This is a genomic window from Nocardioides sp. (genome assembly GCF_041913365.1).
Classification (GTDB): Bacteria; Actinomycetota; Actinomycetes; order Propionibacteriales; family Nocardioidaceae; genus Nocardioides.
Genome location: NZ_JAYSFM010000002.1, coordinates 323,777 through 340,787 on the forward strand (window position 1 = coordinate 323,777; position 17,011 = coordinate 340,787).

12 protein-coding genes and 1 tRNA gene are annotated in these 17,011 nt (G+C 69.7%); 2 read left to right on the forward strand and 11 right to left on the reverse strand.

Annotation, left to right across the window (positions count from 1 at the left end; genetic code table 11):
- Positions 1-2: 2 nt before the first annotated feature.
- The 7 genes from ACE3QY_RS06565 to ACE3QY_RS06595 all read right to left on the reverse strand — a co-directional run bounded on the left by ACE3QY_RS06565 (position 3) and on the right by ACE3QY_RS06595 (position 6,560).
- Complete coding sequence (locus ACE3QY_RS06565; RefSeq protein WP_374455206.1) at positions 3-578, reverse strand: N-acetyltransferase family protein; 576 nt, start codon at positions 576-578, stop codon at positions 3-5.
- A 95-nt stretch (positions 579-673) separates the two neighbouring features.
- Entirely contained in the window at positions 674-1,381 is a 708-nt protein-coding gene (locus ACE3QY_RS06570; protein ID WP_374455550.1) for an ABC transporter ATP-binding protein, read from the reverse strand.
- The gene (locus ACE3QY_RS06575; protein WP_374455207.1) at positions 1,374-2,330 is read right to left on the reverse strand and encodes an ABC transporter ATP-binding protein; all 957 of its coding nucleotides are present in this window, start codon (positions 2,328-2,330) and stop codon (positions 1,374-1,376) included. Before ACE3QY_RS06575 ends, ACE3QY_RS06570 begins: the two co-directional genes overlap by 8 nt.
- Complete coding sequence (locus ACE3QY_RS06580; protein ID WP_374455208.1) at positions 2,323-3,456, reverse strand: branched-chain amino acid ABC transporter permease; 1,134 nt, start codon at positions 3,454-3,456, stop codon at positions 2,323-2,325. The genes ACE3QY_RS06575 and ACE3QY_RS06580 overlap by 8 nt, the downstream gene beginning before the upstream one ends.
- Positions 3,453-4,424, reverse strand: a complete 972-nt coding sequence (locus ACE3QY_RS06585; RefSeq protein ID WP_374455209.1) for a branched-chain amino acid ABC transporter permease — start codon at positions 4,422-4,424, stop codon at positions 3,453-3,455. The genes ACE3QY_RS06580 and ACE3QY_RS06585 overlap by 4 nt, the downstream gene beginning before the upstream one ends.
- Before the next feature lie 100 nt (positions 4,425-4,524).
- Positions 4,525-5,643: a branched-chain amino acid ABC transporter substrate-binding protein gene (locus ACE3QY_RS06590; protein ID WP_374455210.1), complete on the reverse strand. Its 1,119-nt coding sequence runs from the start codon at positions 5,641-5,643 to the stop codon at positions 4,525-4,527.
- A 284-nt stretch (positions 5,644-5,927) separates the two neighbouring features.
- Complete coding sequence (locus ACE3QY_RS06595) at positions 5,928-6,560, reverse strand: ANTAR domain-containing response regulator (protein ID WP_374455211.1); 633 nt, start codon at positions 6,558-6,560, stop codon at positions 5,928-5,930.
- A gap of 38 nt (positions 6,561-6,598) precedes the next feature.
- Between ACE3QY_RS06595 and ACE3QY_RS06600 the strand changes: the two genes are divergently transcribed.
- Together ACE3QY_RS06600 and ACE3QY_RS06605 are read left to right on the forward strand one after the other, a co-directional pair.
- A tRNA-Leu gene (locus ACE3QY_RS06600) sits at positions 6,599-6,671 on the forward strand.
- A gap of 395 nt (positions 6,672-7,066) precedes the next feature.
- Entirely contained in the window at positions 7,067-7,444 is a 378-nt protein-coding gene (locus ACE3QY_RS06605) for a hypothetical protein (RefSeq protein WP_374455212.1), read from the forward strand.
- Positions 7,445-7,544: 100 nt separating this feature from the next.
- On the opposite strand, the gene ACE3QY_RS06610 is transcribed toward ACE3QY_RS06605, so the two are convergent.
- The 4 genes from ACE3QY_RS06610 to gltB form a co-directional block, all read right to left on the reverse strand.
- The gene (locus tag ACE3QY_RS06610) at positions 7,545-9,200 is read right to left on the reverse strand and encodes a methyl-accepting chemotaxis protein (RefSeq protein ID WP_374455213.1); all 1,656 of its coding nucleotides are present in this window, start codon (positions 9,198-9,200) and stop codon (positions 7,545-7,547) included.
- 112 nt (positions 9,201-9,312) lie between these two features.
- The gene (pyk, locus tag ACE3QY_RS06615) at positions 9,313-10,761 is read right to left on the reverse strand and encodes a pyruvate kinase (RefSeq protein WP_374455214.1); all 1,449 of its coding nucleotides are present in this window, start codon (positions 10,759-10,761) and stop codon (positions 9,313-9,315) included.
- 129 nt (positions 10,762-10,890) lie between these two features.
- Entirely contained in the window at positions 10,891-12,360 is a 1,470-nt protein-coding gene (locus ACE3QY_RS06620; RefSeq protein WP_374455215.1) for a glutamate synthase subunit beta, read from the reverse strand.
- Positions 12,353-16,894 carry a glutamate synthase large subunit gene (gene gltB, locus ACE3QY_RS06625; protein WP_374455216.1) on the reverse strand — a complete coding sequence of 1,514 codons (4,542 nt, stop codon included), beginning with the start codon at positions 16,892-16,894 and terminating at the stop codon, positions 12,353-12,355. The genes ACE3QY_RS06620 and gltB overlap by 8 nt, the downstream gene beginning before the upstream one ends.
- Positions 16,895-17,011: the final 117 nt, after the last annotated feature.

Sequence of the window (17,011 nt, forward strand, 5' to 3'; positions counted from 1 at the left end):
GGTCAGCCCGGGACGCGCTCGCCGCGACGGACGCGCCGGGCGGCGAGCACGCGGTCGATCCGCTGTCGGCTCGTCGCGGCCTGGGCGGTGACCTGGCGCGACTTCGGCAGCCGGGCACGTACGGCACTGGTGGTGGCCGCCCGCAGCATCGCCTGCGGCGTGAACGAGAGCCGCGCCATGAAGCGGTTGGCGTCGCGGGCCTCGGCTGCCGCCGCCGTCTGGACGTGGGTGATGCCGTGCTGGTCGGCGAACCGGCAGGCCACCTCCATCAGCGCACTGCCCACGCCCTTGCGGCGGAACTGCGGGAAGACGTGGGGCGAGACGGCCAGCACGGCCGGCTCGAGGTTGAGCGGGGTGAAGGTCGTCGCCTCGAGGTAGACGGCTCCGGCGACCTCGCCGTCGACCTCCGCCACCGCCACGCACTGGTCCTCGCGCTCCCGCGCGGTCGCGACCACGCGGGCCACGTCGGCCAGCTGCTCGTCGAGGCCACCCTTGCGCAGGATGTCGCTCCAGAGCTCACGCAGCGAAGGAACGTCCGTCGGCTCTGCAGCACGAACGGTCACCGGCGTCCGACTCATCGACCCACCCATTTCCAGTTGCACCCACAGTGGCCCCCTGCCGACCCGTTGCGGCACCACCACACCGGGCGAAACCCTACCGCCCGGCAGTCCGATCAGGCTACGCCGAGGTAGGCCTCTCGCACTGAAGGATCGTCAAGAAGCTCCGCACCGGTGCCCGTCTTGACGATCCGCCCCGTCTCCAGGACGTACGCCCGGTCGCTGCGCGAGAGCGCCTGCTTGGCGTTCTGCTCCACGACCAGGATGGTGGTGCCCTGCTGCGAGATCTCGGTGATGATGTCGAAGATCTGCTGGATCAGCATCGGCGCCAGGCCCATCGACGGCTCGTCGAGCATGAGCAGCTTGGGACGCGACATCAGCGCGCGCCCGATGGCCAGCATCTGCTGCTCGCCACCCGACATGGTGCCGGCGACCTGCTTCTTGCGCTCGAGGAGACGGGGGAAGAGGCCGAACACGCGGTCGTAGTCCTCGTCGATGGCTGCCTTGTCCTTGCGGGTGTAGGCGCCCATGTTGAGGTTCTCGGTGACCGTCATGCCCGGGAAGATCCCGCGACCCTCCGGGCAGAGCACCAGGCCCTTGCGCAGGCGCTGGTCCGCGCGGAGCTTGGTCACGTCCTCCCCGTTGAAGACGACCGAGCCCTCGGCCAGGCCACGCACGCCGGACAGCGCGCGCATGGTCGACGTCTTGCCGGCGCCGTTGGCCCCGATCAGCGACACGACCTCGCCCTCGGCGACCTCGACGCTGATGCCGTGGAGGGCCTGGATCTTGCCGTAGTTCAGGACGGCGTCGTTCAGCTCAAGCAGCATCGTCGGGCTCTCCCAGGTAGGCGGCGATGACCTTCGGGTTGCGGGCGACTTCCTCGGGAGTGCCCTCGGCGATCTTCTGGCCGAACTCGAGCACCACGATGCGGTCGGTCACGCCGAGGACCAGCTTCATGTCGTGCTCGATGACCAGGACCGTGTGCCCCAGGTCGCGGATGCGGCGGATGAGGTCCATGAGGTCCTCCTTCTCCGCCGGGTTGAAGCCGGCTGCCGGCTCGTCGAGGCACAGCAGCTGCGGCTCGGTGGCGAGCGCTCGCGCGATCTCCAGCCGGCGCTGGTAGCCGTAGGGCAGGTTGCGCGACAGCTCGTGCGCCCGGTCGGCGATGCCCACGAACTTCAGCAGCTCCATGCTGCGCTCGCGACCACCGCGCTCCTCCAGCGTGTGGCGGCTGATGCCGAACACCTTGGCGAAGCTGCGCCTGAGCGGGTTCTCCGGCAGCTCGTGCTCCGCCGGGCGGACCCGGTAGGCCCGGAACAGCGCCCCCAGCACGCTGGTCTTGTGGCGGGCGTCGCAGCCCACCATGACGTTCTCCAGCGCCGACATCTCTGGGAAGAGCCGGATGTTCTGGAAGGTGCGCGCGATGCCGAGCTGGTTGATCTTGTGCGGCTTGTTGCCGCTGATCGCCCGACCGTTGAAGCGCACCTCGCCCGAGGTGGGCGTGTAGACGCCGGTCATCACGTTGAAGCAGGTGGTCTTGCCGGCACCGTTGGGACCGATCAGGCCGAGGATCTCGCCCCGCTTGATCGAGAAGTCCACGTCGTTGAGCGCGACCACACCGCCGAAGCGGAGCGTGACGTGGTCGATCTCGAGGAGGGTCTCGCCCTCCTCGCCGACGTCCATGCTGAGCAGGTCGTGGTCGGAGGTGTCGCGGGCCACCGTGGCGGCCTCGGCCGCCTTCTCGTCGGTGGGCGTCACGTTGTCATCAGGCATCGGCTGCAGCCTCCTCGGCCTCGACCTTGCGGTCGGCGAATTCTCGGGCCCTTCGTCTGCTCGGCACCAGGCCCTGCGGGCGCAGGATCATCACCGCGACCAGCGCGACGCCGAAGGCGAAGGGGCGCCACTCCTGGAACTCACGGAACCGCTCCGGCAGGTAGGTCAGCAGGAACGCTCCGATCAGCACGCCCAGGATGTTGCCCGAGCCGCCGATGACCACCATGGCCACGAACAGGAACGACAGGTTGAGCATGAACCCGTTGGGCTCGACGTACTGCTGCTTGCTGCCGAACAGCAGCCCGGCCATGCCGCCCAGAGAGGCGCCGATGGCGAAGGCCCACAGCTTGTACTTGAACGCGGCCACACCCATGATCGCGGCGGCGTCCTCGTCCTCACGGATGGCCAGCCACGCGCGGCCGACCCGGCTGTGCTCCAGGCGGCGGGCGAGCCAGATGATGATGATCAGCACGACGAGGGCCAGCCAGTACCAGCGCTCCGGCTCGGAGACGTTGAAGAACGGTCGCCCGTCGATCTCCGGGCCGGGCGGCACCGGCACGTTGGTGATGCCGGCGGCACCGTTGGTGACGTTGTCGAGGTTGCGGGCACAGATGCGGATGATCTCGCCGAAGCCCATGGTCACGATGGCGAGGTAGTCGCCACGCAGCCGCAGGGTCGGCGCACCCAGGATCACGCCGGCGATCAGTGCCATCGCGATGGCGATGGGGACGCAGATCGCGAACGGGACGGCCCACTCCTCCGAGAGGCCGAACCGCGACTGCAGGGCCTCGACCACCGGCGACGACGTGGACCCGAAGAGGGCCACGGAGTAGGCGCCGAGGGCGTAGAAGCCGACGTATCCCAGGTCGAGCAGGCCCGCGAGGCCGATCACGACGTTGAGGCCGACCGCGACGATCATGTAGATGACGACCAGGAACAGCACGCTCGCCCAGTCGGTGCCCGTGGCCGAGAGGTCGGTCCGGATGTAGGCGAACGGCAGGATGTTGAGGTACGGCAGGTAGAAGGCCAGCGCGACCACGAGCAGCAGCCCGAGGGCCCGGACCCACGTCGGGAGGACGTCCAGCCGATCGCGCAACCGGTTGGTGTACTGCGTCACGATGCTCATGCGCGCGCCTTTCCGAGGGACTCACCGAGGAGACCGGTGGGCCGGAACATCAGCACCAGGACGAGCACGACGAACGCCGTGACGTCGGCCCAGCTGGAGTCCCAGACGGTCGAGGCGTAGACCTCGACGACGCCGAGCAGGAGGCCGCCGATGAGGGCGCCGCGCAGGTTGCCGATGCCACCGAGCACCGCGGCGGTGAACGCCTTGACGCCGATGATGAAGCCGATGTCGAACTTCGTGCTGTCGTACTGGATGGTGAACAGCAGCGCGGCCACACCGGCCATGGCGCCACCGAGGACGAAGACCAGCATGATGACGCGGTCCTGGTTGACACCCATCAGCGATGCGGTGTCGGGGTCCTGCGCGACGGCGCGGACACCGCGGCCGAGGCGGCTCTTGTTCACGAAGAAGTCCAGCGCGACCATCATCGCGATCGCGCCGAAGATGATGATCAGTCGCGTGTTGGTGATCGCCAGGTCGATGCCCGGGATGGTGAAGACCTCCTTGGTCGGCAGCACCGGCGGGACGTTGACCAGCACGCGGCCGAAGGGCGGGCCGAAGAAGACCCGCAGCACCTGGCCGAAGGTCTCGACGAGGACCATCGAGCACCCGATGCCGGTGATCAGGAAGATGAGAGGCGGAGCGCCCTTCTTCCGGAGCGGCCGGTAGGCGATCCGCTCGACGGCGAGGGCTGTCCCGGCCGAGGCCAGCATGGCGGCCAGCAGGGCGAGCAGCGTCGCCCCGATGATCATGCCGAGTCCCTGGCCGGCGGTGGCTCCGATGACGGTGTAGGTCCCGAGCGTCGCCCAGGTGCCCACCATGAACACCTCGGAGTGTGCGAAGTTGATCAGCTTCATCACGCCGTACACCATCGTGTAGCCGAGCGCGACCAGCGCGTAGATGGATCCTCGGGTGATGCCGTCAAGTGTGTGACGGTCCAACCCGCTGATCAGGGCATCGAAGTCCACTCAGGGCCCTCCTGGATTGCGGCCCGGTCAGGGCCATGGGTCGGGGGCGGCCGGGCACCAGGCCCGACCACCCCCGTTGTGCATGGTCAATCCGTGAGGATCAGCTGGCGGGGCTGACCTCGACGTCGGGGACGAGCGTGCCGCCCTCGTTCTTGTAGGCCCAGTAGGAGACCTTGTCCTTCGGGACGTCGCCGTTCTCGTCGAAGGAGATCTCCTTGCTGAGGCCGTCGCCGGTGTAGCCGTCGACGAACGCCTCGACGTCCTCGCGGGTGCGGGCACCGTCGTCCAGCGCGGCGAGGAAGACGCTCATCGCGTCGAAGCCCTCGGCGGCGTAGGCACCGGGAGCCGAACCGAACTCCTCCTCGTAGTCGGCAGCGAAGGTGCTGTCCTCCTCGATCGGGGCGCAGGGGCACATCACGATGGCGCCCTCGCCGGCCTCGCCGACGGCGTTGCCGAAGTCGGAGCCGTAGAGACCGTCACCACCGATGAACGGGGCCTCGATGCCGGCGTCGCGCATCTGCTTGAGCAGCGGCGCGGCCTCGGCGATGTAACCACCGTAGAAGACGGCGTCGGGCTTGGCCGACTCCATCTTGGAGATGGTCGGGGCGAAGTCGGTCTGGCCGACCTGCGTCTTGTCGCGCTGCACCATCGCGTTGCCGAGGGTCTCCTCGACGCGGTCGGCCAGGGGCTCGCCGTAGGCCTCGGAGTTGTCGACGACGAAGACCTTGCTCGCGCCGAGCTCGTCGGTGAGGTACTGGGCGATGGCCGCACCCTGGTAGTCGTCGTAGGGGACGATGCGGTGGAAGACCGGCGACGGGTCGTCCTGGGTGAGGTCGGTCGCGGTGGCCGACTGGCTGATCATGGTCACGCCGGCGTCGCCGTAGATGGCCTTGGTCGCGCGGGTCTCACCGGAGAACGCGCCACCGATGACACCGATGAAGGAGTCGTCACCAGCGATCTGGGTCGCGACCGGGGTCGCCTTGGCCGGGTCGCCCTCGGTGTCGAACTTCTCGATCGTGACGTCGCAGTCGTCGTTGTCCCACTGGTTCAGCGCGAGCTCGGCGCCGTCGACCGACGGGAGGACGATGCTGGCGTTCGCGCCGGACAGCGCGCCCATCACACCGATCTTGAAGTTGCAGTCGTCGCTTGCAGCGTCGCCGCCACCACCGGTGTCGGTCGTGCCACACGCGGTGAGCGCCAGACCGGCAACTGCCGACATCGCGACAGCCTGCCACGTCCTGGATGAGCGGATCATGGATCCCTCCGTAGTTCTATGGGCTGTCCACCTCGGCAGCCTCGTGCCGGGAACCTAACACCATGGATGTGGCGCGGGACACGATTGGGCCGCGGGTTTTGATGGCCGTTGTCGTTTCGTGACCAAGCGGTCTGTACCGGAAACAGGACCGAAACATCCGGTGTCATCGACGGTTTCCGCGGTGGACGAATCCGTTCGCCGCCAGATCTGCGGCGGGGCGCCCGATCGACGCCCGGGGCGGTGCCGGGTCAGGAACCGTCGACGGAGCCGAGGCCGGCCACGCCGTGCTCGACCACGCCGTCGGCCACCTGCTTCATCGACAGCCGCAGGTCCATCGCCGTCTTCTGGATCCACCGGAAGGCGTCGGGCTCGCTCAGCCCGAGCTTCTCCTGCAGCACGCTCTTGGCCCGGTCGACCGCCTTGCGGGTCGCCAGGGACTCCTGGAGGTCGGAGACCTCGCGCTCGAGCACGGTGATCTCGCCGAACCTGCTCACCGCCATCTCGATGGCCGGCACGAGGTCGCCGCGCTGGAACGGTTTGACGAGGTACGCCATCGCGCCCGCGTCGCGGGCCCGGGCGACCAGGTCGCGCTGGGAGAAGGCGGTGAGGATGACGACGGGCGCGATGCGCTCGCCGGCGATCACCTCGGCGGCCGCGATCCCGTCGAGCACGGGCATCTTCACGTCGAGGATCACCAGGTCCGGCCGCAGGTCGCGCGCCAGCTCGATCGCCTTCTGGCCGTCGCCGGCCTGCCCGACGACCTCGTAGCCCTCCTCGCCGAGCATCTCGGCGAGGTCCATCCGGATGAGCGCCTCGTCCTCGGCGATCACCACGCGGCGTACGTCGTCGGGAGCGGTGCTGTCGTCCACGGGCTGAGTCACGAGGGAAAGGCTAGTCGGGTACGGTTTCCCCGCGTTCGGCCCCGGTAGCCCAACGGCAGAGGCGATGCTCTCAAACAGCATTCAGTGTGAGTTCGAATCTCACCCGGGGCACTGTCGGTGGGCCGATTCACGCTGGAGGCATGTACGCACCAGCGGACCGGGCACGGGCTCTCGCTCTCCTCGACGAGGGTTCCGGTCTCTCGCCCGTCAGCAGGGCGACGGGCATCGCCCGGTCCACTCTCCGAGCCTGGGCACGAGATCCAGGGTCACTGGTGACCCAGTGCTGTCGGTGCGCATCGTCGTACCCAAGTCGTGCCGGCGACTACGCGGCCCTGCTGGGCTTCTACCTGGGCGACGGCTGCATCGGACGCCATCGGTCCCACACCACGTTGAGGATCTCCTGCGATCCGTCGTGGCCCTCCGTGATCCAGGACGTCGGGCGACTGATCACGTCAGTCCACCCAGAAGGTCGCGCCACCCGGGTCCGTGCGCCGGGAACTCTGGTCGTGCAGAACACCTGGAAGCACTGGCCGTGCCTGTTCCCGCAGCACGGCCCGGGCCGCAAGCACGAGCGCCCGATCGTCCTCGAGGCCTGGCAGGAGGAGGTCGTGCAGGCGTTCCCGGCCGACTTCCTGCGCGGGCTGTTCCACTCGGACGGCGCGCGGGTGAACAACTGGGCCACCCGGATCGTCGCCGGCCAGAAGCGCCGCTACGACTACCCGCGCTGGCAGTTCAGCAACCGATCGGAGGACATCCTGGCCCTCTGCGGCTGGGCGCTGGACCTCGTCGACATCGCCTGGCGGCGATCGGGACCGTGGACCGTGTCCGTCTCCCGGCGCGACGCGGTCGTCGCGCTGGACTCCCTCATCGGCATGAAGACGTGAACCGGCCCCGATGGTGGCGGCGTACGACATCGGATCCTGGGTCCGGAGATGTCGTGCGCCGCCACCCTCGCGACCCCCATGTCGTACGCCGCCAGGGTCGTCAGGCGGAGGCGGTGGCGCCGCGCGTCTCGTAGGTGAACTGCGCGACGAGGCCCTGGAGGCGCTGGGCCATCCGGGAGAGCTCCTCGGCCGCCGAGCTGGTGCTGCCGGCGGCCGCCTGGGTGTCGGAGGCGGTGCGGGCCACGCCGGTGATGTTCTCGGCGATGTCGGTGGAGCCCACCGCCGCGTCGGCGACCGATCGGGTCATCTCCTGCGTGGTGGCGGTCTGCTCCTCGACGGCGGACGCGATGACCGTCTGGGTGTCGCTGATCTGGGCGATGATCCCGGCGATCTCGGAGATCGCGGTGACGGCCTCCTGGGTGTCGGCCTGGATCGCCCGGATCCGCTGGTCGATGTCGCCGGTCGCCTTGCTGGTCTCCTGGGCGAGCTCCTTGACCTCGTTGGCCACGACCGCGAAGCCCTTGCCGTACTCACCGGCGCGGGCGGCCTCGATCGTCGCGTTGAGGGCCAGCAGGTTGGTCTGCTCGGAGATCGAGCTGATCACCTTGACCACGTTGCCGACCTCAGTGGACGACTCGCCGAGCTTGGCGACCGTGGCGGTGGTCGACTCCGCGGCCACGACGGCGCGGGCGGCGACGCCGGCGGCGTTGCTCGCGTTGACGGCGATCTCGCGGATGGAGGCACCCATCTGCTCGGTCGCGGCGGCGACGGTCTGCACGTTGTTGGACACCTGGCCCGCAGCCGAGGACACGAGCGCGGCCTGCGCGGACGAGTCCGAGGCGGAGCTGGTCATCTGGCCCGACACCGCCGACAGCTCCTCCGAGGCACCCGCCAGCTGGATCGCGGTGCCCGCGATCTCGGCCATGGCGTCGCCCAGGTTGGCGACGGCACTGTTGAGGGCGGTAGCGAGCTGCCCGATCTCGTCGCCGCGGTCCTCCTCCAGACGCCGGTCGAGGTGGCCGTCCGCGACCTCCCGCAGCACGGCGACGGCGCGGGCCATCGGTCGCGTGATGGAGCGGGTGACGCCTACGACGACCGCGGTGCCCGCGACGATGACCAGGACGAGCCCGATGTAGACCATCGTGTGGCCGTTGCGGGAGACGACCGCGAGGTCCGCGCGCAGCGCCTTCTCCTGCGCCTGCAGCGAGTCGCCGAAGGCGCTCATGTCCTCGTACACCGCGGTCCACGCCTCGCCGGCGGCGCCGCCGTTGATGCTCTCCATGATCTCGGGCATCGCGTCGAGGCCGCGCGCCTCGAGGCGGCCGACGACCCAGTCGTCCTGCTCGAACAGATGCTGGAAGTTGGCCTCGGTGCTGGCGAGGATCTCCTGCTGCTCGTCGGTCAGCCCCGTCGTGTCGACGTCGACGAACATCTGCTCGATGGCTGCCTTGCTCTTCAGGTAGCCGTCCCGGTTGTACCCGTCCTCGGACAGCGCGGCGTCGACGCCGAAGGCAGTGGCGTCGGCGAGGTACAGCCCCTGCCAACCGGTGATGTCGTTGATGTTGATCAGCATGAGGTCGGCGAGGGCGCGGTGGGACGCGACCTGCTCGAGGTCGTCACGCATCCCGTCGGCCTTGCTCTGGGCGGAGAGGCCGAGGTAGGCGGCGAGGCCCACGAGCAGTCCGCAGGCAGCGAACGCGGCCGCGAGCCGCGTCCCGATCTTGAGGTCGCGCAGGGCGTGGCGGGGCGAAGTCATGAAAGGCGTTCTCCGAGTGGCTCGCGGCGCCGTCGACGTCCGTGTCGTCAGGTCACCGTTCCACTCATCGACCGGGCCACTGCCCGACCTGAGGACTTCGCGCGGTGAAGTTTCAGCGGGGCCGGCGGTACGCCGGTGCGGCCCCGTTGATCGCGTCACCCATCCGGTGGATGCGCAGCGCGTTGGTCGAGCCGGGGATGCCGGGCGGGCTGCCCGCGATGATCACCACGAGGTCACCCTCCTGCACGCGCCCGATGTGCAGCAGCGACTCGTCGACCTGGCGGACCATCTCGTCGGTGTGCTCCACCGACGCGCCCTGGAAGGTCTCGACGCCCCACGTGAGGGCGAGCTGCGAGCGGGTGCGGGCCTCGGGAGTGAAGGCCAGGATGGGGATCGGGCCGCGGTAGCGGGAGAGCCGCTTGGCGGAGTCGCCGCTCGTGGTGAACGCGACGACGTACTTCGCGCCGACGCTCTCGGCGACCTCGGCCGCGGCCTTGGCGATGATGCCGCCGCGGGTGTGGGGCTGCCATGTCACCGCAGCCATGTGGCTCAGGCCGTGGTCCTCGGTCGACTCCACGATGCGGGCCATCGTCTCCACGGCGACGATGGGGTACTCCCCCACGCTCGTCTCGCCGGAGAGCATCACCGCGTCGGCGCCGTCGAGCACCGCGTTGGCGACGTCGCTGGCCTCGGCGCGGGTCGGCGCAGGCGCACTGATCATCGACTCGAGCATCTGGGTGGCGACGATGACGGGCTTGGCGTTGCGCCGGGCCTTGTCGATGATCAGCTTCTGGTGGATCGGCACGTCCTCGAGCGGGCACTCCACGCCGAGGTCGCCGCGGGCCACCATGACGCCGTCGAACGCGTCGACGATCTCGTCGATGTTGGCGATCGCCTGCGGCTTCTCGATCTTGGCGATCACCGGGACGAAGACGCCTTCCTCGCGCATCACGGCGCGCACGTCGTCGGCGTCGGTGGCGCTGCGCACGAAGCTGAGGGCGATGAAGTCCACGCCGAGGCGCAGCGCCCAGCGCAGGTCCTCGGTGTCCTTCTCCGACAGGGCCGGCACCGACACCGCGACGCCGGGCAGGTTGATGCCCTTGTGGTCGGACACCTTGCCGGGCACGACGACCTCGGTGACGACGTCCTGGCCCTCGACCGCGGTGACCTTGAGCCGCACCTTGCCGTCGTCGATCAGCAGCGGGTCGCCGGGCTTCACGTCTCCGGGCAGCCCCTTGTACGTCGTGCCGCACTGCGCGACGTCGCCGTCCACGTCGCGGGTGGTGATCGTGAAGGTGGCGCCCTTCTTGAGCTTCACCGGACCGTCGGAGAAGGTCTCGAGGCGGATCTTGGGGCCCTGCAGGTCGGCGAAGATGCCGATGGCGTGGCCCGTGTCGTCGGACGCCTGGCGGACCATCCGGTAGACGGCCTCGTGGTCGGCGTACCGGCCGTGGCTCATGTTGAGCCGGGCGACATCCATGCCGGCGTCGACGAGGGCTCTGATCCCGTCGGGGGTGTTCACCGCGGGACCGAGGGTGCAGACGATCTTGGCTCTACGCACGTGCTTCACCCTAGCGGGTCTTGGAACGTTCCAACGAGGATGTCGGCACTCGGGCGGTGCGTGAGGGGGATTTCCTCGGTCAGGAATCCCCCTCAGGCACCGCCCGCGCGCGCCGAGCCAGACGTGGGATCAGACGACGAGCGGGCGCTCGTGCGGCTTGATCGGCGACGGCAGCGTCGTCGAGCCGGTGAGGTGCGCGTCCACGGCGGCGGCCGCGCTGCGGCCCTCGGCGATCGCCCACACGATGAGCGACTGGCCGCGACCCACGTCGCCGGCGACGTACACGCCGGGCACGGAGGAGGCGTACGACGCGTCGCGCTTGACGTTGCCGCGCTCGTCGAGGTCCACCCCGAGCTGCTCGACCAGGCCGGGCTTCTCCGGACCGACGAAGCCCATCGCGAGCAGCACCAGCTGGGCCGGGATCTCGCGCTCGGTGCCCTCGATGGGCTGGAACTTCGCGTCGACCTCGATCAGCCGCAGCGAGGCGACGTTGCCGTCGGCGTCGCCCACGAACTCCTGCGTCGAGACTGCGTACACGCGGTCGCCGCCCTCCTCGTGGGCCGAGGAGACGCGGAACAGCATCGGGTACGTCGGCCACGGCTGGCCCGTGGGCCGGTCGTCGCCGGGCTGCGGCATGATCTCCAGCTGCGTGATCGACCGGGCGCCTTGGCGGATCGAGGTGCCGAGGCAGTCGGCACCGGTGTCGCCGCCGCCGATGATCACGACGTCCTTCCCGGTGGCCAGGATCTGGTCCGAACCGTCGGTCGTCGGGGCCTCGCCCAGCGAGGCGCGGTTGGCCTGCGGCAGGAACTCCATCGCCTGGTGGATGCCGCCGAGCTCCCGGCCGGTGACCGGCAGGTCGCGGGCGTCGGTGGCACCCATGGCGAGCACGACCGCGTCGTAGCGGGCCAGCAGCTGCGGTCCGGTGAGGTCGCCGCCGACGTCGACGCCCGCCCGGAAGACGGTGCCCTCGCGGCGCATCTGGTCCAGGCGCCGGTCGAGGTGCTTCTTCTCCATCTTGAACTCGGGGATGCCGTAGCGCAGCAGGCCACCGATCTTGTCGGCCCGCTCGTAGACGGCGACGGTGTGGCCGGCGCGGGTCAGCTGCTGCGCAGCCGCCAGGCCGGCGGGACCGGAGCCGATCACGGCCACGGTCTTGCCCGAGAGCCACTCCGGCGGCTGCGGCCGGACGTAGCCCGAGCCCCAGGCGCGGTCGATGATCGAGACCTCGACGTTCTTGATGGTCACCGGGTCCTGGTTGATGCCCAGCACGCAGGCGGTCTCGCAGGGCGCCGGGCACAGCCGGCCGGTGAACTCCGGGAAGTTGTTGGTCGCGTGGAGCCGGTCCATCGCGCCGTCCCAGTCGTCACGCCAGACGAGGTCGTTCCACTCCGGGATGATGTTGCCCAGCGGGCAGCCCTGGTGGCAGAACGGGATGCCGCAGTCCATGCAGCGTCCGGCCTGGGTGTTGATGATCGGCAGCAGGGCGCGGCCGATGCCGTCGGGGTAGACCTCGTTCCAGTCCTTCACCCGCTCGGCGACCTCGCGCCGGCTCGCGACCTCGCGGCCGTTCTTCAGGAAACCCTTGGGGTCAGCCATGCAGCACCTCCATGATCCGTGCGGCGGCCTCGTCCTCGTCGAGGCCCTCCTCGAGGGCCTCCTCACGAGCCTCGAGCACGCGCTTGAAGTCGCTGGGCATCACTTCGGTGAAGCGCCCCAGCGAGGTGTCCCAGTCGGCCAGCAGGGCCGTGGCGATCGTCGAGCCGGTCTCCTCGGCGTGCTGCTCGACGAGCGCCTTGAGCTCGTCGGCGGCCTTGCCCCGGACGCGCGCGAGCTCGACGAGCTCGGGGTTGACCCGCGACTCGTCGAGGTCGAGCACGAAGGCGTAGCCGCCCGACATGCCGGCGGCGAAGTTGCGGCCTGTCGGACCGAGCACGACGACGACGCCGCCGGTCATGTACTCGCAGCCGTGGTCGCCCACGCCCTCAACGACGGCGCTGGCGCCGGAGTTGCGGACGCAGAACCGCTCCCCCACACGACCGCTGAGGAAGATCTGGCCCGAGGTCGCGCCGTAGCCGATCGTGTTGCCGGCGATGATCTGCTCGCCGGCCTCGAAGGTCGCGGCCCGGTCCGGGCGCACGACCAGCCGGCCGCCCGACAGGCCCTTGCCGACGTAGTCGTTGGCGTCGCCCTCGAGGCGCAGCGTGACCCCGCGCGGCACGAACGCGCCGAACGACTGGCCGGCCGAGCCGGTGAGGGTGATGTCGATGGTGCCGTCGGGCAGGCCCTCGCCGCGGTAGCGCTTGGTCACCTCGTGGCCGAGCATCGTGCCGACCGTGCGGTTGACGTTGCGGACCGCCACCTGGGCGCGGACCGGCTCGCCGGACTCCAGCGCCGGAGCGGCGATGGCGATGAGCTCGTTGTCGAGCGCCTTGTCGAGGCCGTGGTCCTGCGTCTTGGTGTTGCGCAGGTCCTGGTCCTCGAACTGCCCGAACTCACCGTGGGCCGAGGCCTGGTGCAGGATCGGCCCGAGGTCGAGACCGGACGCCTTCCAGTGGTCGACGGCCTGGGCGACGTCGAGCGTGCCGACCTGGCCGATCGCCTCGTCGAGGCTGCGGAAGCCGAGCTGGGCGAGCAGCTCGCGGACCTCCTGGGCGATGAACTCGAAGAAGTTCACGACGTAGTCGGCCTGGCCGCTGTAGCGCTCGCGCAAGACGGGGTTCTGCGTGGCGACGCCCACCGGGCAGGTGTCGAGGTGGCAGACCCGCATCATGATGCAGCCGCTGACGACCAGCGGCGCGGTGGCGAAGCCGAACTCCTCGGCCCCGAGCAGCGCGGCGATGATCACGTCGCGGCCGGTCTTGAGCTGGCCGTCGGCCTGCACCACGATCCGGTCGCGCAGCCCGTTGAGCAGCAGGGTCTGCTGGGTCTCGGCGAGGCCGAGCTCCCACGGACCGCCCGCGTGCTTGAGCGAGGTGAGCGGCGAGGCGCCGGTGCCGCCGTCGTGCCCGGACACGAGCACGACGTCCGCGTGGGCCTTGGACACGCCCGCCGCCACCGTGCCGATGCCGACCTCGGACACGAGCTTCACGTGGATGCGCGCCGCCGGGTTGGCGTTCTTGAGGTCGTGGATCAGCTGCGCCAGGTCCTCGATCGAGTAGATGTCGTGGTGCGGTGGCGGGCTGATCAGGCCGACGCCCGGCGTGGAGTGCCGGGTCTTGGCCACCCACGGGTAGACCTTGTGGCCGGGCAGCTGGCCGCCCTCGCCGGGCTTGGCGCCCTGCGCCATCTTGATCTGGATGTCGTCCGCGTTGGTGAGGTACTCCGAGGTGACGCCGAACCGGCCCGAGGCGACCTGCTTGATCGACGAGCGTCGCTCGAGGTCGTAGAGGCGGTCGGGGTCCTCGCCGCCCTCACCGGTGTTGGACTTGCCGCCCAGCCGGTTCATGGCGATCGCGAGGGTCTCGTGGGCCTCCTTGCTGATCGACCCGTAGGACATCGCGCCGGTGGAGAAGCGCTTGACGATATCGGAGACCGGCTCGACCTCATCAATGTCGACGGGCTCGCGCACGCCGTCCTTGAAGGTGAACAGCCCGCGCAGCGTCATCAGCCGCTCGGACTGCTCGTTCACCCGGTCGGTGTACTGCTTGAAGATGTCGTAGCTGCCGGTGCGGGTGGAGTGCTGGAGGCGGAACACCGTCTCGGGGTCGAACAGGTGCGGCTCGCCCTCGCGGCGCCACTGGTACTCGCCACCGATGGTCAGCTCCCGGTGGGCCGGCGCGATGCCGCCGCGGGGGTACGCCACCGCGTGCCGTCGAGCCACCTCCTCGGCGATCGTCTCGAGCTCGATGCCGCCCAGCTTGGACGTCGTGCCGGTGAAGTAGCGGTCGACGACGGCCTGGGAGAGCCCGACCGACTCGAAGATCTTGGCGCCGGTGTAGGAGGCCACTGTCGAGACGCCCATCTTGGACATCACCTTGAGCACGCCCTTGCCGAGCGCCTTGATCAGGTTGGCGACGGCCTTCTCGGGGTCGACCTTCACGTAGTAGGCCTCGCGGGCGAGGTCCTCGACGGACTCCATGGCGAGGTAGGGGTTGACCGCGGCGGCGCCGTAGCCGACGAGCAGGGCCACGTGGTGGACCTCGCGGACGTCACCGGCCTCGACGAGCAGCCCGACCTGCGTGCGGGTCTTCTCCCGGACGAGGTGGTGGTGGATCGCGCCGGTGAGCAGCAGTGACGGGATCGGCGCCAGGTCGGCGGTCGCGTGGCGGTCGGACAGCACGATGATCCGCGCGCCGTCGGCGATCGCGGCCGACACCTCGGCGGACAGCTCGTCGAGCTTCGCGGCCAGCGCCTTGCCTCCCCCGGCGACGTCGTACAGGCCGCGGACGATGTGGACCTGGAAGCCCGGCATGTCGCCGTTGCGGTTGATGTGACGGATCTTGGCCAGGTCGTCGTTGGAGAAGACCGGGAAAGGCAGCACGACCTGACGGCACGACGCCGGCGTCGGCTGCAGCAGGTTGGCCTCGGGGCCGATCGAGCCGCTCAGGGACGTCACCAGCTCCTCGCGGATGGCGTCGAGGGGCGGGTTGGTCACCTGGGCGAACAGCTGCGAGAAGTAGTCGAACAGCAGCCGCGGCTTGTCGCTGAGGGCCGCGATGGGAGTGTCGGTGCCCATCGAGCCGAGCGCCTCGCCACCGGTGTTGGCCATCGGGCTGAGCAGGACGCGCAGCTCCTCCTCGGTGTAGCCGAAGATCTGCTGGCGGCGCGTGACCGAGGCGTGCGTGTGGACGATGTGCTCGAGCTCGTCGAGGTCGTCGAGGTGGATCAGGCCCGCGTGCAGCCACTCGTCGTACGGGTGCTCCGAGGCGAGCTGGCTCTTGATCTCCTCGTCCTCGATGATCCGGTGCTCCTCGGTGTCGACGAGGAACATCCGGCCCGGCTGGAGGCGGCCCTTGCGCACGACCGTGGCGGGGTCGAGGTCGAGCACGCCGACCTCGGAGGCGAGGACGACGAGGCCGTCGTCGGTGACCCAGTAGCGCGAGGGGCGCAGGCCGTTGCGGTCGAGCACGGCACCGATCTGGGTGCCGTCGGTGAAGACCACGCACGCGGGGCCGTCCCACGGCTCCATCAACGTGGAGTGGAACTCGTAGAACGCACGACGCTGCGCGTCCATGTCGCGGTGGTTCTCCCACGCCTCCGGGATCATCATCAGCACGGCGTGCGGCAGCGAGCGGCCGCCGAGGTGGAGCAGCTCGAGGACCTCGTCGAAGGACGCGGAGTCCGACGCGCCGGGCGTGCAGATCGGAAAGAGGCGCTCGAGGTCGCCGGGGATCAGGTCGCTCTCGAGCAGGGCCTCGCGGGCGCGCATCCAGTTGCGGTTGCCCATGACCGTGTTGATCTCGCCGTTGTGGGCGATGAAGCGGAACGGGTGGGCCAGCGGCCAGCTCGGGAAGGTGTTGGTCGAGAAGCGCGAGTGCACGACAGCCATCGCCGAGGCGATCCGCTCGTCGGTCAGGTCGGGGAAGACCTGGTCGAGCTGGTCGGTGGTGAGCATGCCCTTGTACGCCAGGGTGCGCGAGGACAGCGACGGGAAGTAGACGTCGGTCTCGGACTCGGCGCGCTTGCGCAGGCAGAACGCCAGCCGCTCCAGGCCCATGCCGCTGACGCGGGAGGCCTTGCCGGCGACGAACACCTGGGCGAACGTCGGCATCACGCTGCGCGCGGTGGCGCCGAGGGTCGAGTCGTCGACCGGGACCTCGCGCCAGCCGAGGACGGCCAGGCCCTCCTCGTCGGCGATCTCCTCGATGCGCTGCCGGGTCTTGGCCACCGTGTCGGTGTCGCCGGGCAGGAACGCGGTGCCGACCGCGTACGAACGGGCCGGCGGGAGCTCGAAGTCGACGACGTCGCGCAGGAACGCGTCGGGCACCTGGAGCAGGATCCCGGCGCCGTCGCCGGAGTTGACCTCGGCGCCGGCGGCGCCGCGGTGGTCGAGGTTGCGCAGGGCGGTGAGCGCCTTGGCCACGATGTCGTGGCTGGCCTCACCCGTCAGGGTCGCCACCATGGCGACGCCGCAGGCGTCCTTCTCGTGGCGAGGGTCGTAGAGACCCTGGCTCGGCGGGAATGCGTGCATGGAGGCATTCTCCCGTCGTCGTCTCCACACGCCAGCACGATCCCGGGTGGGATCACAGGCGGGCAGAGGGGTGGGCGTTACCGCTGGGGACGACGTTGGCCCGAGCAAGACGGAATC